This window comes from Hymenobacter sp. YIM 151500-1 (assembly GCF_025979885.1).
Taxonomy (GTDB): domain Bacteria; phylum Bacteroidota; class Bacteroidia; order Cytophagales; family Hymenobacteraceae; genus Hymenobacter.
Genome location: NZ_CP110139.1, coordinates 1,126,086 through 1,141,792 on the forward strand (window position 1 = coordinate 1,126,086; position 15,707 = coordinate 1,141,792).

A 15,707-nucleotide genomic window follows, 5' to 3' on the forward strand; every position below is an offset into this window, starting at 1 on the left:
CAACATGGAAAAATTTCTCTGAGTTCTTATAGGCTCCCCATACGCCCGCTTTTACCCCAGGGTGGAAGGGACAAACATATCCAGTTGGTCGAAGTGCTTTCTTGCTGTTGTCACCAGTAAGTGGGGAGGTGTTTTCTAAATAGTGTATCTTGTTTTTAGAATATCAAGCAGATGTGATGAGGATTACTGGCCTACTGATTTTGCTACTCCTGCCTTTCGCAGTACCGGCTCAGGACCTGAACGCTGCCGTGTATGACCGTTACCTGGGAACATATCAAACGGCTGACCACAAGGAGCTAGTAATAGGCAGATCATTTGTCCGGCTATTTTCTTTTGACCCACAAACATTCGATTTCCGAGGACTGTACCGCTTAAACGATACGACGTGGTTTTCGGGGAAGACTATCCTACCGGACACTCCCAGGACTGCCTCCACCACCATTACATTCCTATCCGCTAGCCAAGGACCAGTACCGCAAGTTCTGGTAGCCAGCCCGGCAGGCACGGCGCAACGTGCGGTAAGAGCCACTCTGCTGTATCGGGAGGAAGCCGTACGCTTCAAGAATGGTAACACCACGCTTTCCGGCACACTGCTCCTACCTGACCAGCCGCGCCGAGTGCCTGCCGTCGTGCTCCTTCACGGTTCTGGCGAACAAAACCGGCACGGCTACGCCTCCTACATGCGCATTATTGCCGACCACCTGGCAAAAAACGGCATTGCGGTGCTCACCTATGACAAGCGCGGTTGCGGCAGCTCGACGGGCCGCTGGCAAACGGCTTCTTTTCGGGAGCTAGCGGAGGATGCACTGCAAGCCCGGCAGCTCTTGGCTCACCACCCGCGCATAGATCCGCGGAAGATTGGTTTTGGGGGCAGCAGCCAAGCTGGCTGGATACTGGCCAAGCTCACGGCCCTCCAGCCCGACACGCCTTTTATTTTTTGCCTGTCGGGCGCGGGCATGGGCACTAGCGCGGCTCAGCAAAACCTGTACAATACCGCCACTGAGCTGCGGGCCAACGGCGCAACCGAAGCCCAGGTAGCAGCCGGCGTACAGGCATGGCGCAATCTGTACAACTACGTCGGTTCCCGCCGCCCCGAGGACGCCAGCAAACTCGATGCTTCAGTGGCTGGCCTAGCCTCTACGAGCCCGGTGCGTGACTTCTTGCCGCCGCTGTCGACTAGCATCGACTTCCAGAAAACAGATCAGTGGTTTCAGGCCCTGGAAATCACCTACGACCCTACCACCGATTGGGCAGCCTACCGGGGTAGCTTGTTGGCTATGTTCGGCGAGCTGGACGCGTCTACTCCAGTACAGGAAGTAAGCCAGGCGTTAACTCGCAGTCTGACAAAAGGCCGGGCAAAAAAGTCTACTGTCATTATCTACCCCCAAGCCAATCACCTCCTGCTGCGCGCCTCAACGCGAAGTGACAGTGAGTTTGGACGACTAACGTCCTTTGAGCCGCACTTCCTGCCTGACTTGAGCAATTGGCTGCTGGCGGTAACTACCAGCGAAAGCGCAGCTATTACGCAGGTCAAGCAAGCGGAAAGAGCGTGGCTGACGGCTTACGAACAGGGCGACACCGCCGCCATGAAAAACATTCTGGCCGACACCTTTACGATAACCTTCCCCAATGGCCTGACGCAAACCAAGCAGCAGGTTGTGAAGGAACTACCCAACTTGCGCATCTGCTGCCCAGGCGCCAGGCTCTATACCTCCGTGCAGCGAGCCGCTGACCACGGAAAAACCGTGGTCCTAACGGGCGTCGTGACCACAGAATTCCTTAAAAATGGCGTGCCCGAGGTTATCCGGCAACGATACACCGATACCTACGCATACACCGGCCGCCGTTGGCAAGTAGTGACATCACGGCTCGTTGACTACAAGTAGCGTTTTACCCCGCTTTCAGTAGTCCAAGGCTACCGTGGTGCAGACAAGGCAAAATTTCCAGATGCCATACGTACCGCCGGTTTTTCGTAGCCTAAAACTACGCTCCCACCACCGCACTCAGCGGCACCGGGTGCAGAATCAGCCACACCAGCTCCCGCAGAATCTCGCCGTCGGTCATGGAGCCGGCGTCGATGCCTTTGCTTTGGGCGTCGGCGCGTCGTATCAGGTGCACGATGTCGCGGGTGCGGGCGAAGCTGAACACCTTCAAGCCGGTTTGGTAGTCGCGGCGGGCGAAGGTGCTAGCCAGGTTCAGGCGCTTCCAGTCGGCCTCGGTGGGGTTGGGCAGCTGGTGCAGGGCCAGCAGGCGGGAGAAGTAGTTGAACAGCAGCGTCAGGTTCGGGATGAGCGGATTGGCCTTGGGGTTGGCCTCGAAGTAGAGCAGGATGCGGTTGGCCTTGAGCACGTCGCGCCGGATAAGGGCGCTTTGCAGCTCGAAGATGTTGTACTCCTTGCTGATGCCCACCATGCGCTGCACCAGGTCCTCGTCGATGGCGTGACCGGGCAGCAGGTTGAGCAGCATCTTGTCCACCTCGTTGGTCAGGCGGCCCAGCTCGGCCCCGATGTACTCGGCCAGCATGGCCGTGGCCTGGGGCGTAATCTGCTGGCCCTTGCTGCGCACGTACTGCGTGAGCCAGGGCGCCACCTGGTTGTCGTAGAGCTTTTTGCTCGTCATGAGCACCGTGCCGGCCGGGGCGGGCTCCTTCTTGTCGCCGGTCAGTAGCTTGCCCAGCTTCTTGCGCGCATCCAGGGTTTTGTGCTTGTAGCACAGCACCAGCACCGTGCTGTGCAGCGGGTTCTTCAGATACGCCTCCAGAAACGGCCACGCCTTTTCCGACTCCAAATCAGCCACGGCCTGGGCCTCTTTCACAATAACCACCGAGCGGTCGGCCATCATCGGAAACCGTTTGGCCTGGCCCAGAATGCCGGCCACGTCGGTGTCCTTGCCGTAGAGCACCACCTGGTTGAAGCCCTTCTCGTGTTCTTGCAACACCGTGCGCTCCAGCAGGTCGCTTACCAGGTCGATGTAGTAGGGCTCCTCCCCTTGCAGGAAATACACGGGCGCAAACTGCCGCTGCTGGAGCTGCTTGAGAACTTCGTCGGGGGTCAATTTTTACTTGGTAAGTAAGAAGTAGCAAGTAAGAATTTACCTACGGCAGCTTGCTAGGCTATGCCGGCAATTCTTGTCCGCCAAAGGTACAGCCTGCCTCTTACCTTTGCGGCCTGACTGGTAAGAATCAGGTCTGATTGGCATTGCGTGGATGATCTTCTGTTGCTTGCGCCATCAGACAAATTCTTAATTACTAATTCCTAATTACTAATTCACCCTTGGACCTGATAGAAGAACTGCGCTGGCGAAAGATGCTTCATGACAAAGGCATGATGCCCGGCACGGCCGAGCACTTACGTGCCGGCGCGCCTGTTACTGGCTACATCGGCTTTGATCCCACGGCCCCGTCCCTGCACATCGGCAACCTGGCCACCATTATGCTACTGGTGCACCTGCAGCGGGCCGGCCACCGCCCCGTGGCCCTGGTGGGCGGCGCCACCGGCATGATTGGTGACCCATCGGGCAAGTCGGCGGAGCGCAACCTGCTGGACGAAGACGCCCTGCGCCGCAACCAGGCCGGCATCCGGGCCCAGCTGGAGCGGTTCATTGAGTTCAACGACTCGCCCACCGGTGCGCTGGTCGTCAACAACTACGACTGGTTCAAGGACTTTGGTTTTCTGCAGTTTCTGCGCGAAGTAGGCAAGCACCTTACCGTGAACTACATGATGGCCAAAGAATCCGTCCAGAAAAGAATAGGAATCAATAAGACCATGGAGCGTATCAATGTAGGTATCGATGACACGGTATCTTATGTTGACGGCATAATTAACTTGCTTGATGACCCAACAACAGACATTCAAAGTGTTCAAAAGAATTTGTCTGAGCTAAAAGGTGCGTTGCTAACTCTTAAGCACATTTCAGAGCCTGACTTTGAAAAAAAGGCTGAAGCATCCAGATCATTCCTTCAAGAAACCATTTTTCGCAAAGCAGAAGAGGCGGGCATCAGCTACACCGAGTTTAGCTACCAACTGCTGCAGGGCTACGACTTCTACCACTTATATAAGGAGTTGGGCTGTACCCTGCAAATGGGCGCCTCCGACCAGTGGGGCAACATCACTGCCGGCACCGAGCTAATACAGCGCATGACGGGCGGCGAGGGCAAGGCTTACGCCCTCACCGGCCAGCTCATCACCAAGGCCGATGGCACCAAGTACGGCAAGAGCGAAACCGGCACCGTGTGGCTCGACCCCACCCTGACCTCGCCCTATCAGTTCTACCAGTTCTTCCTCAACGCCGCCGACGCCGACGCGCCCCGCCTCATCCGCGTCTTCACGCTGCTCAGCCAAGAGGAAATCGAAGCCCTAGAAGCCGAGCACGCCCAGGCTCCGCATCGGCGGGTTCTGCAAAAAGCCCTGGCCCAGGACGTAACCACCCGCGTGCATGGGGCCGCAGCCTACGAAGCAGCTCTGGCCGCCTCGCAGGTGCTGTTCGGGGGCGGCGACCTGGCCTTGCTGGATGAGGCTACCCTGCTCGACGTGTTTGCCGGCGTGCCCCACGTGGAGGTGGCCCAAACCGAGCTGGCCGGTATGGACGTCCTCACGCTGCTGAGCACAGCCACCGGCAACGTTATCTTCTCCTCCAAAGGCGAGGCGCGCAAAATGGTGCAGAACAACGGCGTGAAGCTCAACCGCCAGAAAGTAACTCCCGACCAGTCGGCCACGGCCGTAGCGCCCCTGCCAGGCAACTACCTCGTTGCGCAGAAGGGGAAAAGCTATTTCCTCATTAAGCTGATCTAACCGGCCGCGTCTTTATCTAAGCAGCGGTTTGGATTAGCTAACTAGTTGGTTAGCCCACTGTAGAGACGCAAGATGTTGCGCCTCCTCGTTGAACGACCAGCGAAGAACAATGCCGTTCTAGTGGCGCGGACGCCGAGACGCGAACCGTTGGTCGGCGTAGCCAAGGGTCGCGTTTCTACAGTGGCTAGACGCTGCAACAACTAACGCCAACCGCTTCTAAGCTTTACATGAAAAAAGCCTCCCGAGTGGGAGGCCTTTTTATTGGGAGAGAGGTTCGTCCACAAAATCCGACTCATCCGAAAAATCCGGATGAATCCGTGGTCTTACTTCTTTTTCGCCGGAGCGGCTTTCTTAGCGGCGGGAGCGGCGGCTTTCTTGGCCGGAGCAGCTTTGGCAGCACCGTTGCTGGCGCCACCGGCAGCAGCACCGCCTTCGTTCTTCTTGTTCTGCACCTCGGTGCGGATGCTCTGGGCCATATTCTTCAGCTCCTGCATGCCCTTGCGCACGCGGGTACCAGCGGCAGAGTTGTTCTTGTCGTAGAACTTCTCGAAGTCAGCTTCCAGCGACATCACGAGGTCTTTCAGTTGGCTAAAATTGTTCATGGGGGAAGAGGGTTATGTGGTGTGGAAAAATGTGTTTAACGGGCCCTAATATACAGGGATTTCAAATACAAGCAAGTTGCCAACTTTTTTTATCAAACGCCCTTACCGGCTCGTACAGGGCATTTTTACCCCGCAATAGCTGCCCCTCTTCTCCCCTCCACTTAGCTTCTCACTAGGAATAGTCCTAAATACAAAAGCCGAGCACCCGCTGGACACCCGGCTTTTGTATTTAGCAAAGCACAGGCTAAGCCTGTAGCCCCGCAGGCACTTCGGCTTTGGAGTAAAGCCCTTTTGAGAGCTTTTCCTGCACCGCCTCAAAGGCCCGGATGGTGGTGGCTACATCGTCGAGGGTATGGACGGCGGTGGGGATAAGGCGAAGCATAATTACGCCCTTGGGCACCACCGGATACACCACAATAGAGCAGAAAATGCCGTGATTCTCACGCAAATCGAAGGTAATCTGCGTGGCGTCGGGAATTTGGCCCTCCAGCAGCACCGGCGTCACGCACGAAGTGGTGGTGCCGATGTTGAAGCCTTTTTCGCGCAATCCGCTCTGCAAGGCCCGCACGATAATCCAGAGGTTTTCCTTTAGCTCGGGGCGGGTGCGCAGCAGCTCCAGGCGTTTCAAAGCACCCACCACAAGCGGCATGGGTAGGCTTTTGGCGAAAATCTGGCTGCGCATGTTGTAGCGCAAATATTCAATTACGTTCTCGGGGCCGGCTACGAAGGCGCCGATGCTGGCCATGCTCTTCGCAAAGGTCGAAAAATATAGGTCGATGCCGTCCTGCACCCCCTGTTCTTCGCCGGTTCCGGCGCCCGTAGCGCCCATCGTGCCGAAGCCGTGGGCATCATCCACGAACAGGCGGAACTGGTATTTCTCTTTCAAGGCCACCACGCCGCGCAGGTTGCCCTGGTTGCCCGACATGCCAAACACGCCCTCGGTAATTACCAGAATGCCGCCGCCGGTTTCGTCGATGATGCGCTGGGCCCGCTCCAGCTGCTTTTCCAGGCTGCCCATGTCGTTGTGGGTGTACACAAACCGCTTGCCCTGGTGCAGGCGCACCCCGTCGATGATGCAGGCGTGCGACTCGGCGTCGTACACAATCACGTCGTGGCGGTTCACCATGGCATCGATAATGCTCACTACGCCCTGGTAGCCGAAGTTCAGGAGCATGCAGTCGGGCTTCATCACAAACTCAGCCAGCTCACTTTCCAGCTGCTCGTGCAGGTTGGAGTTGCCGGACATCATGCGCGCGCCCATGGGCAGGGCCATGCCGTACTCGGCGGCGGCCTCGGCGTCGGCGCGGCGCACCTCGGGGTGGTTGGCCAGGCCCAGGTAGTTGTTCAGGCTCCAGGTGAGCACCTCTTTACCGCGGAAAATCATGCGGGGCTTAATCTCGCCTTCCAGCTTGGGAAACGTGAAATAGCCGTGTGCATAGTGCGAGTGGCTGCCCAGCGGGCCGCGGTTGGCGGCAATCTTCTCAAATAGATCCACGAGGGAACGGGTTGAATGTGAAAGAAATCAGGAGGTTACACAGGGGCGTAACTCCCGGAAGATGTACAAAGTTATGGCAATCCGCAAAGGTAGCCGCCCGCAGGCCGGCAAACAACCGCCTAGGAATTGCCCGCGCGCGTTTTACGGTGCCAGTGGAATGACGTTTCTTTGGGTAATGAACAGCATTATTCAGCTGCCTTGAATAGGCATGTCATTCCGAGCGAAGCGAGGAATCTGAGTTAGCCTCTTGGAAGTAACCCAGATTCCTCGCCTCGCTCGGAATGACACCTTTTTCTACCGTACCTCTCTCCCACCCGCATCCGCTCCCTTACATGAAGAAAATTACCAAGCTGCTGGTCGCCAACCGGGGCGAAATTGCCTTGCGCGTGCTGCGCTCGGCCAAGGAAATGGGCCTGCACACCGTGGCCATCTACTCAGAAGCCGACCGCAACGCCCTGCACGTGCGCTACGCCGACGAGGCCGTGTGCGTGGGCCCGCCCGCCTCGAAAGACAGCTACCTGCGCGGCGACAAAATCCTGGAGGTGTGCCGGCAGCTCGGCGTCGATGCCATCCATCCCGGCTACGGCTTCCTGTCAGAAAACGCCGAGTTTGCCCGCATGGTGCAGGAGGCGGGGCTGATTTTCGTGGGTCCTTCGCCGGAGGCCATGAACATCATGGGCGACAAGCTGTCGGCCAAGCAGGCCGTGAAAGCCTACAACATCCCGCTGGTGCCCGGCACCGACGAGGCCATCCAGGATGTGGAAGAAGCCAAGCGCATTGCGGCGGGCGTGGGCTTTCCGGTGCTCATCAAGGCCTCGGCCGGGGGCGGCGGCAAGGGTATGCGCCTGGTACACTCCGAAGCTGAGTTCGAGGAGCAGATGCAGCTGGCCGTGTCGGAGGCCACGTCGGCGTTTGGCGATGGGGCGGTATTTATTGAGAAGTTCGTGACCGGGCCGCGCCACATCGAGATTCAGGTGCTCGGCGACGAGCACGGCAACATTGTGCACTTGTTTGAGCGGGAATGCTCCATCCAGCGCCGCCACCAGAAGGTGATTGAAGAGGCCCCCTCGTCGGTGCTGACGCCGGAGCTGCGCGCCGAAATGGGCCGCTGCGCCGTGGACGTGGCCCGCGCCTGCAACTACACCGGAGCCGGCACCGTGGAGTTTCTGCTGGACGACCAGCGCAACTTCTACTTCCTGGAAATGAACACCCGCCTCCAGGTGGAGCACCCCGTCACGGAGCAGATTACGGGCCTCGATCTGGTGAAAGAGCAAATCCGCGTAGCTGAGGGCCACCCCCTGCCCTTCCGCCAGGAAGACCTTACGATTCAGGGCCACGCCCTGGAGCTGCGCGTGTACGCCGAAGACCCGCAAAACAACTTCCTGCCCGACATCGGCACGCTGACTACTTACGTGCGCCCCCAGGGCCCCGGCGTGCGGGTGGACGACGGTTTCGAGCAGGGCATGGACATCCCGATTTACTATGACCCCATGATTGCCAAGCTCGTCACCTTCGGGGCCACCCGCCAGGAGGCCATCGAGCGGATGCTGCGCGCCATCGACGAGTACCAGATTACCGGCATCGAAACCACCCTGGGCTTCGGCCGCTACGTGCTGCAACACCCCGCTTTCGTGAGCGGCAACTTCGACACCAACTTCATCAAGGACCACTTCACCCCCGAAGCCCTCCGCCCCGCCGCCCCCGACGACTCCACCGCCAAGCTCGCCGCCGTGCTCACCGCCATGCTCCTCACGGAGAAGAAGCCCAGTTCTACTGCCGCTTCGGCAGATGCGCCGGCCGCTACGGGCTCGGCGTGGAAGCGGAATCGGTTGGGGGTGCGGTAGGGTAACGGGTTAAAAAACGTAGCTCGGTTTTGACTAGCTGGGCTGCGTTGTGAATCTTCACTTTTGACTTGCCTACTTCGCGGGGAAGTTTACATAATCAAAAGAGCCTCAGCAACATTAATTACTGAAACTCTTTTGATTAAAAGAACATAATAGACAAATTGATTTACTAACTAGACACTTTTTTTGCCCCACCTTTAATCATCTTGTGCGCTGGATTGACGCTCGATGAATTAATATACTTCACTTTAAGAACTGCACATGCTTGTTGTTTAACTGCAAAAGGCGTGTTAAAAAGATAAAACTGATTAAATGTTAAGCTTTTCAGCACTTCAAGCGCAAGTGTATTATTTTTTACTTTATCATAAGCTTTAGTCAACACATTAACTGGAAATGTATTAGAATGGTCAAAATTCAGCGAAGAGTATACTAGCTGAGTTGCGGGAGATGAATCTACCTCGATCATTTTTTCATAAACTTGAGTTAATTGCGGTGAGCCTATTGCATTCGAAATTCGTTTCACAATAGCATATGTGTTCATATGAACCACACTGAATAAAGATGCAATTGCCCTTTCTGTAGCATCGCGTTGAGTTAGATTAGGACTTTCATTTCGAAAAATCGTAGACATAGTTTCCAGAAAAAACTCTTTATTTGATTCCAATGAGTTCATCAGAGAAGCCAGTGTTCTAAAGCCAATACCTTTGCATTCATTCACAAGTATGGTTTTAGTCGGACCATCCATTGTACCAACATAGTTCTTCAATAATTGTCCTAGTATTTGTAACGTTTTCATTGCTACACCTATATTTTTCATATACTCTTCCTGTTCTTTTGTTATAGCTATAGTTTTTCCATCATCTTCCTTGTAGGACAATTCCTCTATCGCCTCAACTTCTTCAATATTTCTATCTTTTTGACTGTACTGCATTTCAATTTCATCTAATCTCTTATTCTTAGCATCTCTTGATTCTGTTACATCTCTATCTTCATAACTCGCCTCAATAAATGTATTCAAATCAGAAAATACGTTAACCTCCGATAGCATGTTTTCACTTTTGACAGATGAAAATACACCTTTAGCTGCAATTATCATCTGGTCGATTATAAATCTATCTTTTGTCAAGTGAGTCAAAAACAGAAGTATATTGGCACTTTCCTCCTCATGCAACGTAGACGCTAGCCGTGTAACATCAGCTTTCGCACCATCGTCAGAAAGTCTATCACGCAGGCTTGATGCAATGAAATAATAAAATATGTATGGGTACTTAAATGCATAAAAATCACCCCTAACTTCAATAAGGTGAGTTTGGATTAACACTTCAATTATTGACGAATAATTAACAGATATAAAATATTCATCTTCGTATCTTGAGTGGAATTCACGTAATTGTCGCTCTGTCAATCCACGCAATTCTTGCTCAAACATAAACTTGGCGAGAAATGTTAAATAGCCATTTTTAACATCAGAGGATACAACATTTACTCTTTCTGTTAAAGACTTAATAATAAGCAGCTCATAAAAGTACCCGTATGTACTAGCATTTGTATTTACTTTCTCATTATGCTGCTGCGCAAGTAACAGTGGTAAAAGCACTACTGGATAAGGGGGTATATAGTTGTTTCCAATTATCGTATCAAGCAACTTTTTGATTTCTTCAACTTTTCGAATAAACTCTCCACTATTTTCCTCCAATGTATCATCAAAGCCAATCCATTTTTTCACCAATAATTCTCGACGATAGTGACCAAATGGCTGTATTCTATATTGTTGAAAAGTTTTTTCTCCTTCAGTTATGAATGCAAAACCTTCACTTGCCATCTCGGACGCATGCAATGCTAAGTCATTCGAAAACAGTATTACATACTGCGCAAATCCAGTCATTAGCTCAACAACACTTTTGACGGACCTACCTCCCTTTTTGAATTTTATCTTATCGAAATTATCGATTATAATTATCCTTTTATCCTTATCTAATTGCCGATATTCCTCGGCGCTCATACCAGTATATTGCTCGGTAAATTCCGATAATATAAAAGCAATACCTCGCTCATCGCCTGCTATAGTTTTACCACTTCCACCATTTAGGTACAGTGGTATTATTCCTTTGTGATAAAACTCCTCAAAATATTGCTTGGCTAAAGTTGTTTTACCAGCATCATCCGTTCCTGATATAATAATTCTATTAAAATCGACAATTTTATCCAATATTTCTTCTCCTTTAATATAGCGTACAGATTTTTTTCGATAATTATCATCGCGCAAATCAGGGTATACAAATATATCATTACGTCTGAGCAAACCCTTATTGGGATGCCTAACCTGTAATCCAAGGTCAGACAACCATTTGGTCATAGATTCGCTTAACGCAAACTCATTTTTACTTCGTATACGATTAGGTCTATAGTCTGACCACACCAAGCTTTGTGTATTGCCATGATAAAGTCCTTCACTCCATCTGAATGGAATAATAGCATTACGCTTCTTATGTGTGTCTATCAGAATACAATTAAACTCGCTAGTCGTATTATTGTAAGAATCCTGCAATGCTCCTCCTTCAACATATGTATTGTGCTGGTGCCTACCGGAAGATGAAACTCGCTGAGTCATATCATGTTCATGTCCAGTTATAATAAGGTCAGACACCTCTTCTATCTTCTTCCTGAACTCTCGTCCATTATCCGGTGAAAGCCAGTTGTACGGATGGTGAAACATAGAAATTACGAATTCCGAACCAATACTTTGATTTGGAATATAGCTCACTGGATAGTACATCTCGCCTGGCTTTTCTCGAAGCTCAGAGTTCCAAGCAGTATTATAACATCTAAAAAGTAGTTCCTGGCCTTTTGCGTCGAATTTATATTCCCAATATAGTTTATTAAAAAAATGAACATTTCTTGAGAAATAAATTTTAAATAGCTCGAAAAAGTTATTTTGCACATTTGTGCAAATATCAATTATCGAATCATCAATAATATTGTTTACGCGCATAGACTTAATTATACTCTCACGAGCTAAACCAGGGTTACCAAAATCACAATCATGATTTCCTGGTATCGCGACCATATGAACAGGGACGGCAGTACCTAAGTCTTTCTGAAGTACGTGGCGTATATGCTCAAAAAGTTCTAGCGACTCTGCGTATTGCGTTTCACTGCCAGCATATGCTATATCACCTGTGACAGCAACAATACACATATCCAATTCAAAAGTCATATTCCGGACTGCTTCCGCAATCTTGGTCCTTCTTGCAAGAACTTTATCTTGTGCTCCCTTTATGTGAATGTCGCTGAGTTGGATGAGGAGAAGTTTCATGTACTGATGTCAATGATTGTGTACTGTTTCTTATTGAGCTGCTGGTGGTTAAATATTAACATCAAATAAACAAAAATAATATATAATATATAATTTTTGCTTATCGAATACTAGAATGCATAATACAACAAAAAAATCTGTTTATAAATAGGCTTTTTTTATATAACATCTAAAGCGTATGCTCTACAAAGCCGTATACACATCTAATTACAATTGGCAACACGGCCCGCGCCGGCAGCGCCTCGCCACGCCGAATGTGTTGAAGCACCAGGTTGGTATCAAAGACCATCTGCTTCCCGCTCGTCCTGCGTCAACTGGTCCATGCGCTGCTGCTCCTCCGGCGTGAATCCGAGGTCAGGAATGGCAAACGGGGTTTGAGGAGCCACTTCCGCCATAAACCGCTCTACCCCCCACCGTTTGATGTCTTCGGGACGAAATGTACTGACGCGGCCCAACTGCAGAGATGGTAACGCTTCAGGGATTTGCGGATTCAGCATATAGATGTTGTTACAAGCGGACAAATGGATTAGCAACACAATGTAGTCACAAATAAGTCTTCCCTATGCTTGATCCATATCACGTAGGAGCAGCGTCGCGCAACGTGTATATGTGTTCTACTAAGCTGCCACTGGCTCCATGGAACGGGGTACAGCAACTTCCTCCTTCTTTCCCAGCCACTTCCGTAGCACCAGGTGCGTGGGCAGGTACGCTACCACGAACAATGCCGCCATCCAGGCTACCAGGTACACCGGGGCGGGCAGCCAGGTTTGGGGGTGGGCGTCGTCGAAGCCGAAGACGTAGTTGATGTTGACGGGGATTTTGGGGTCGGGCATGACGGCGCCGGCGGGCGGCAGCAGGAAGTAGGCTACCAGGCACAGTCCCCAGGCCAGGCCGGTCCAGGCCCAGAGGGCGCGCCGGTCGTAGCCGAGGCGGCGCACCAGATACACCAGCAGGAACGGCAGCCAACCGTGGAAAAACGACAGGCCCCGCAGAAACAAGGAGCGGTTCGCATCGAACATGTAGGACGTCATGCCCAGCAGACGCACCCCGCACAACTCGCCCAGGAAATCGGCGCACCACAGGATTTGGGGCAGCAGGATGCCCACGGCGGCCATGGAAGCGGGCAGGCGCCGCTCGGTCCAGATGCTGATGAGGCAGAGCAGCAGGGCCACGTCGCAAAAGTACAGGAAGTTGGTAGGGCCATAATTGACCCAGTACACCGGCACCATGACGGCCAGGAAAGCGGTGAAAAGTAATTTTAGGCTGAGAGGAAGGCGGGGCTGCGTAGTGTGCATAAGGCGAAAAGCAGGAGGTGAATTCGTGAACTGCGGCCGGAAGTAGCAGAAAGGGTTTCACCTGCCCAGCTCAAGATTTCACCTCATCAGACTTTTCAGCACACTAGCTTTCAGCCCTATATTGGGCGTAAATTGGTTTACCTGCTTTGTAAATAGACTTTTTACGGGGCTTGTATTGCTTACTCATTTAAAGAGAAGCATGACGGTCATAGGCCCCGCTATTCCCCCGTCACCAATAAAAAAGCCCGGCCTGCTGAGCTGGGCTTCTATTTTCACTGCGCAAATTGCCTACAGCAGCTCCGTCACTTCACGCACGCCCAGGGGACGCTGGCGGGTGAAGCCCTCCCCGAATTCTACGCCAATCAGGTGGCCGAACTCTCTAGCCCGCGCTTCCATAAACTTGCTGAACTCAGGGCTCGACAGGTAGGTGGTGGGCTCGGTGCTTTCGGGGTCGTAGAACTGCGTTTTGTAAGCCCGAATGGCCTCCCACTTCTTGAGCCAGTGGGCGGTAATATCCACCACAAAGTCGGCGGGCAGCTGGCGGTCCTGGATGTAGTGGTATACCGCGCGGGGGCGCCAGGGCTCCTGCGGCTGGCCGTCGTGCCCGTGGGTTTCAATCCGGCGCAGGCCGCTCAGAAAGCAGGCGTCGGTGGCAAGCTGGGCGCCGCGGCCGTGGTCGGGGTGGCGGTCAGCGGTGGCGTTGCACAGCACCACGTCGGGCTGGTAGCGGCGCAGGGCGGTAATCAGGGGCAGCTGGTGCTCCCGGTCGTTGCGGAAGAAACCATCGGGCAGGCCCAGGTTTTCGCGGGCACTCAGGCCCAGAATGCGGCTGGCAGCCTCGGCTTCCTGGGCGCGGGTTTCCGCAGTGCCGCGGGTGCCCAGCTCACCCCGCGTAAAATCCACGATGCCAATCCGCTTGCCGGCCGCCGCCGCCGCCAGCAGGGTGCCGGCACACGACATTTCCACGTCATCGGGGTGGGCCCCGAGGGCCAGAATGTCAAGTTTCATTTTGTAGGGGCTTGGGGACTTAGGGGCTCGGGGACTTAGGGTTTGCTGAATGCCACTTGCACGTCAACCAAGCCCCTAAGTCCCCAAGCCCCTAAGTCCCTACTTTATTCTCAACGTGCGGCCGGGGCGCAGGGTACCGACGCTGCCATTCAGGCGGCGCAGCTGCGCCTGCGACACGCCATACTTATCGGCAATTTCCGACAGCGTGTCGCCCGGACGGATGCGGTGCGTGACCGTGCGCCGCGCCTGGGTGGGCTTGCCGCTGCTGCGGCTACTACTGCCGCTACCCGCGCCCGGTACGCTGCCGCCCCGGTAGCGCAGGGCCTTGCTGTAGTAGGCAAACAGAGCCGCCGTAACCTGGAAGTTGTCCTGGATAAGCTTGTAATCCGGGAAGTCGTACATCTTTTCCGGGTCGATGGGGTTGCCTTCGTAGCGCACCTCAAAGTGCAGGTGGGAGCCGGTGCTGCGGCCCGTGCTGCCGCCGTACCCAATCAGCTGCCCGGCTTTCACGAAGGTGCCCGGCGTCACCAGCGACTTCTGCAAGTGGCCGTACAGGGTCTCAATGCCGTTATAATGACGCACGAGGATGTAGTTGCCGTAGCCGGAGCCGTCCCACTTGGTTATGCGCACCACCCCGTCAAACGCCGCTTTCACCGAGTCGCCGGTGTTCAGGTCCAGGTCTACGCCGTAGTGCCAGCGGTAGCCGCGGAAGCCGAAGTCCGAGGTCAGGGGCGTGCTGTTCAGGGGCATCTTGGCGTAGCGCTGGCGCTCCGGCTCCGTGAGGCGCAGGTTCAGCGTGTCCTTGATGCGGCGGCCATCCACGCGGTAGGGGTTGATGTTGTGCGTGTCCCAGATGGCGTAGTAGCCGGCCACCTGTATCCACGACGAATCAATCTGCACCTCTTCCTTGACTTCCACAATTTCCTGCCCGCCCTCGTTGAGCGACGACGTATCCTCGCTCACGATGGACAGCTTTTTGGCCGGGTTGAAGAAGATGGACTTGGCCGCGTCCGAGCTTTCGTCGGGCAGCTCCTCCGTCTCAATCAGGATGGTGGTATCGGGCCGCACGTAGCGGATGGTCGGGGATTTGATGCGAAAGAAGTCCTTCCGCTTGCCGGCCGAACCCGCTTTGGCTTTTGGCTCGGGCACTTTGCGGCGCTGGGCCCGCAGCTGGCCGGGCAAGCCTACAAACAGCCCGATCAGTAGCAGCGGCAGCAGCCAGTGTCTTACAAAATATAGCAAAGGCGAAGAGTTAATGAGTGAATGAGCGAGTGAGCGAATGAGTGAAGGAAGAACGGGCAACCTGAACGTACCAACCCACTATCAAAGTGCAGTACCAACTTGCCTACTCACTCAT

Annotated in this window: 10 protein-coding genes and 1 pseudogene; 3 read left to right on the top strand and 8 right to left on the bottom strand. The window is 53.8% G+C overall.

Translation table 11 applies throughout. The features are described 5' to 3' along the window. Nucleotides 1–149 precede the first annotated feature (149 nt). Nucleotides 150–1,886 (top strand): alpha/beta fold hydrolase, encoded by a 1,737-nt coding sequence (locus OIS53_RS04575; RefSeq protein ID WP_264681215.1) that lies wholly within the window; start codon nt 150–152, stop codon nt 1,884–1,886. Nucleotides 1,887–1,983: 97 nt separating this feature from the next. On the opposite strand, the gene holA is transcribed toward OIS53_RS04575, so the two are convergent. Continuing rightward, nucleotides 1,984–3,054: a DNA polymerase III subunit delta gene (gene holA / locus OIS53_RS04580; RefSeq protein ID WP_264681216.1), complete on the bottom strand. Its 1,071-nt coding sequence runs from the start codon at nt 3,052–3,054 to the stop codon at nt 1,984–1,986. A 218-nt stretch (nt 3,055–3,272) separates the two neighbouring features. On the opposite strand from holA, the gene tyrS reads away from it, so the two are divergent. Next, on the top strand, nt 3,273–4,790 hold the full coding sequence (gene tyrS / locus OIS53_RS04585; protein WP_264681217.1) for a tyrosine--tRNA ligase: 1,518 nt from the start codon (nt 3,273–3,275) through the stop codon (nt 4,788–4,790). A gap of 434 nt (nt 4,791–5,224) precedes the next feature. Here tyrS and OIS53_RS20355 read toward each other — a convergent pair. Together OIS53_RS20355 and OIS53_RS04595 are read right to left on the bottom strand one after the other, a co-directional pair. Continuing rightward, nucleotides 5,225–5,392: pseudogene (locus OIS53_RS20355) on the bottom strand (histone H1); the annotation flags it as partial. Between the two features lie 244 nt (nt 5,393–5,636). Next, on the bottom strand, nt 5,637–6,887 hold the full coding sequence (locus OIS53_RS04595; RefSeq protein ID WP_264681219.1) for an aminotransferase class I/II-fold pyridoxal phosphate-dependent enzyme: 1,251 nt from the start codon (nt 6,885–6,887) through the stop codon (nt 5,637–5,639). A gap of 332 nt (nt 6,888–7,219) precedes the next feature. Between OIS53_RS04595 and accC the strand changes: the two genes are divergently transcribed. After that, a complete protein-coding gene (gene accC, locus OIS53_RS04600; RefSeq protein ID WP_264681220.1) occupies nt 7,220–8,731 on the top strand; it encodes an acetyl-CoA carboxylase biotin carboxylase subunit in 1,512 nt (503 codons plus the stop codon). 169 nt (nt 8,732–8,900) lie between these two features. Here the strand turns inward: accC and OIS53_RS04605 are convergent, their stop codons facing one another. From OIS53_RS04605 to OIS53_RS20360, 5 genes are all read right to left on the bottom strand, one after another. Next, nucleotides 8,901–12,047 (bottom strand): STAND family AAA ATPase, encoded by a 3,147-nt coding sequence (locus tag OIS53_RS04605; RefSeq protein WP_264681221.1) that lies wholly within the window; start codon nt 12,045–12,047, stop codon nt 8,901–8,903. Between the two features lie 278 nt (nt 12,048–12,325). Next, complete coding sequence (locus OIS53_RS04610) at nt 12,326–12,544, bottom strand: hypothetical protein (protein ID WP_264681222.1); 219 nt, start codon at nt 12,542–12,544, stop codon at nt 12,326–12,328. Nucleotides 12,545–12,664: 120 nt separating this feature from the next. Beyond that, a complete protein-coding gene (locus OIS53_RS04615) occupies nt 12,665–13,342 on the bottom strand; it encodes a membrane-associated protein (protein WP_264681223.1) in 678 nt (225 codons plus the stop codon). Between the two features lie 288 nt (nt 13,343–13,630). Next, nucleotides 13,631–14,350, bottom strand: a complete 720-nt coding sequence (bshB1, locus tag OIS53_RS04620) for a bacillithiol biosynthesis deacetylase BshB1 (RefSeq protein ID WP_264681224.1) — start codon at nt 14,348–14,350, stop codon at nt 13,631–13,633. Nucleotides 14,351–14,449: 99 nt separating this feature from the next. Further along, nucleotides 14,450–15,592: a M23 family metallopeptidase gene (locus tag OIS53_RS20360; RefSeq protein ID WP_319805475.1), complete on the bottom strand. Its 1,143-nt coding sequence runs from the start codon at nt 15,590–15,592 to the stop codon at nt 14,450–14,452. Nucleotides 15,593–15,707: the final 115 nt, after the last annotated feature.

Bases quoted from the DNA above. Each gene is read 5' to 3' on its own strand.
- bshB1 (WP_264681224.1), bottom strand. From the start codon at position 14,350: ATGAAACTTGACATTCTGGCCCTCGGGGCCCACCCCGATGACGTGGAA.
- OIS53_RS04615 (WP_264681223.1), bottom strand. From the start codon at position 13,342: ATGCACACTACGCAGCCCCGCCTTCCTCTCAGCCTAAAATTACTTTTC.
- OIS53_RS04610 (WP_264681222.1), bottom strand. From the start codon at position 12,544: ATGCTGAATCCGCAAATCCCTGAAGCGTTACCATCTCTGCAGTTGGGC.
- accC (WP_264681220.1), top strand. From the start codon at position 7,220: ATGAAGAAAATTACCAAGCTGCTGGTCGCCAACCGGGGCGAAATTGCC.
- OIS53_RS04605 (WP_264681221.1), bottom strand. From the start codon at position 12,047: ATGAAACTTCTCCTCATCCAACTCAGCGACATTCACATAAAGGGAGCA.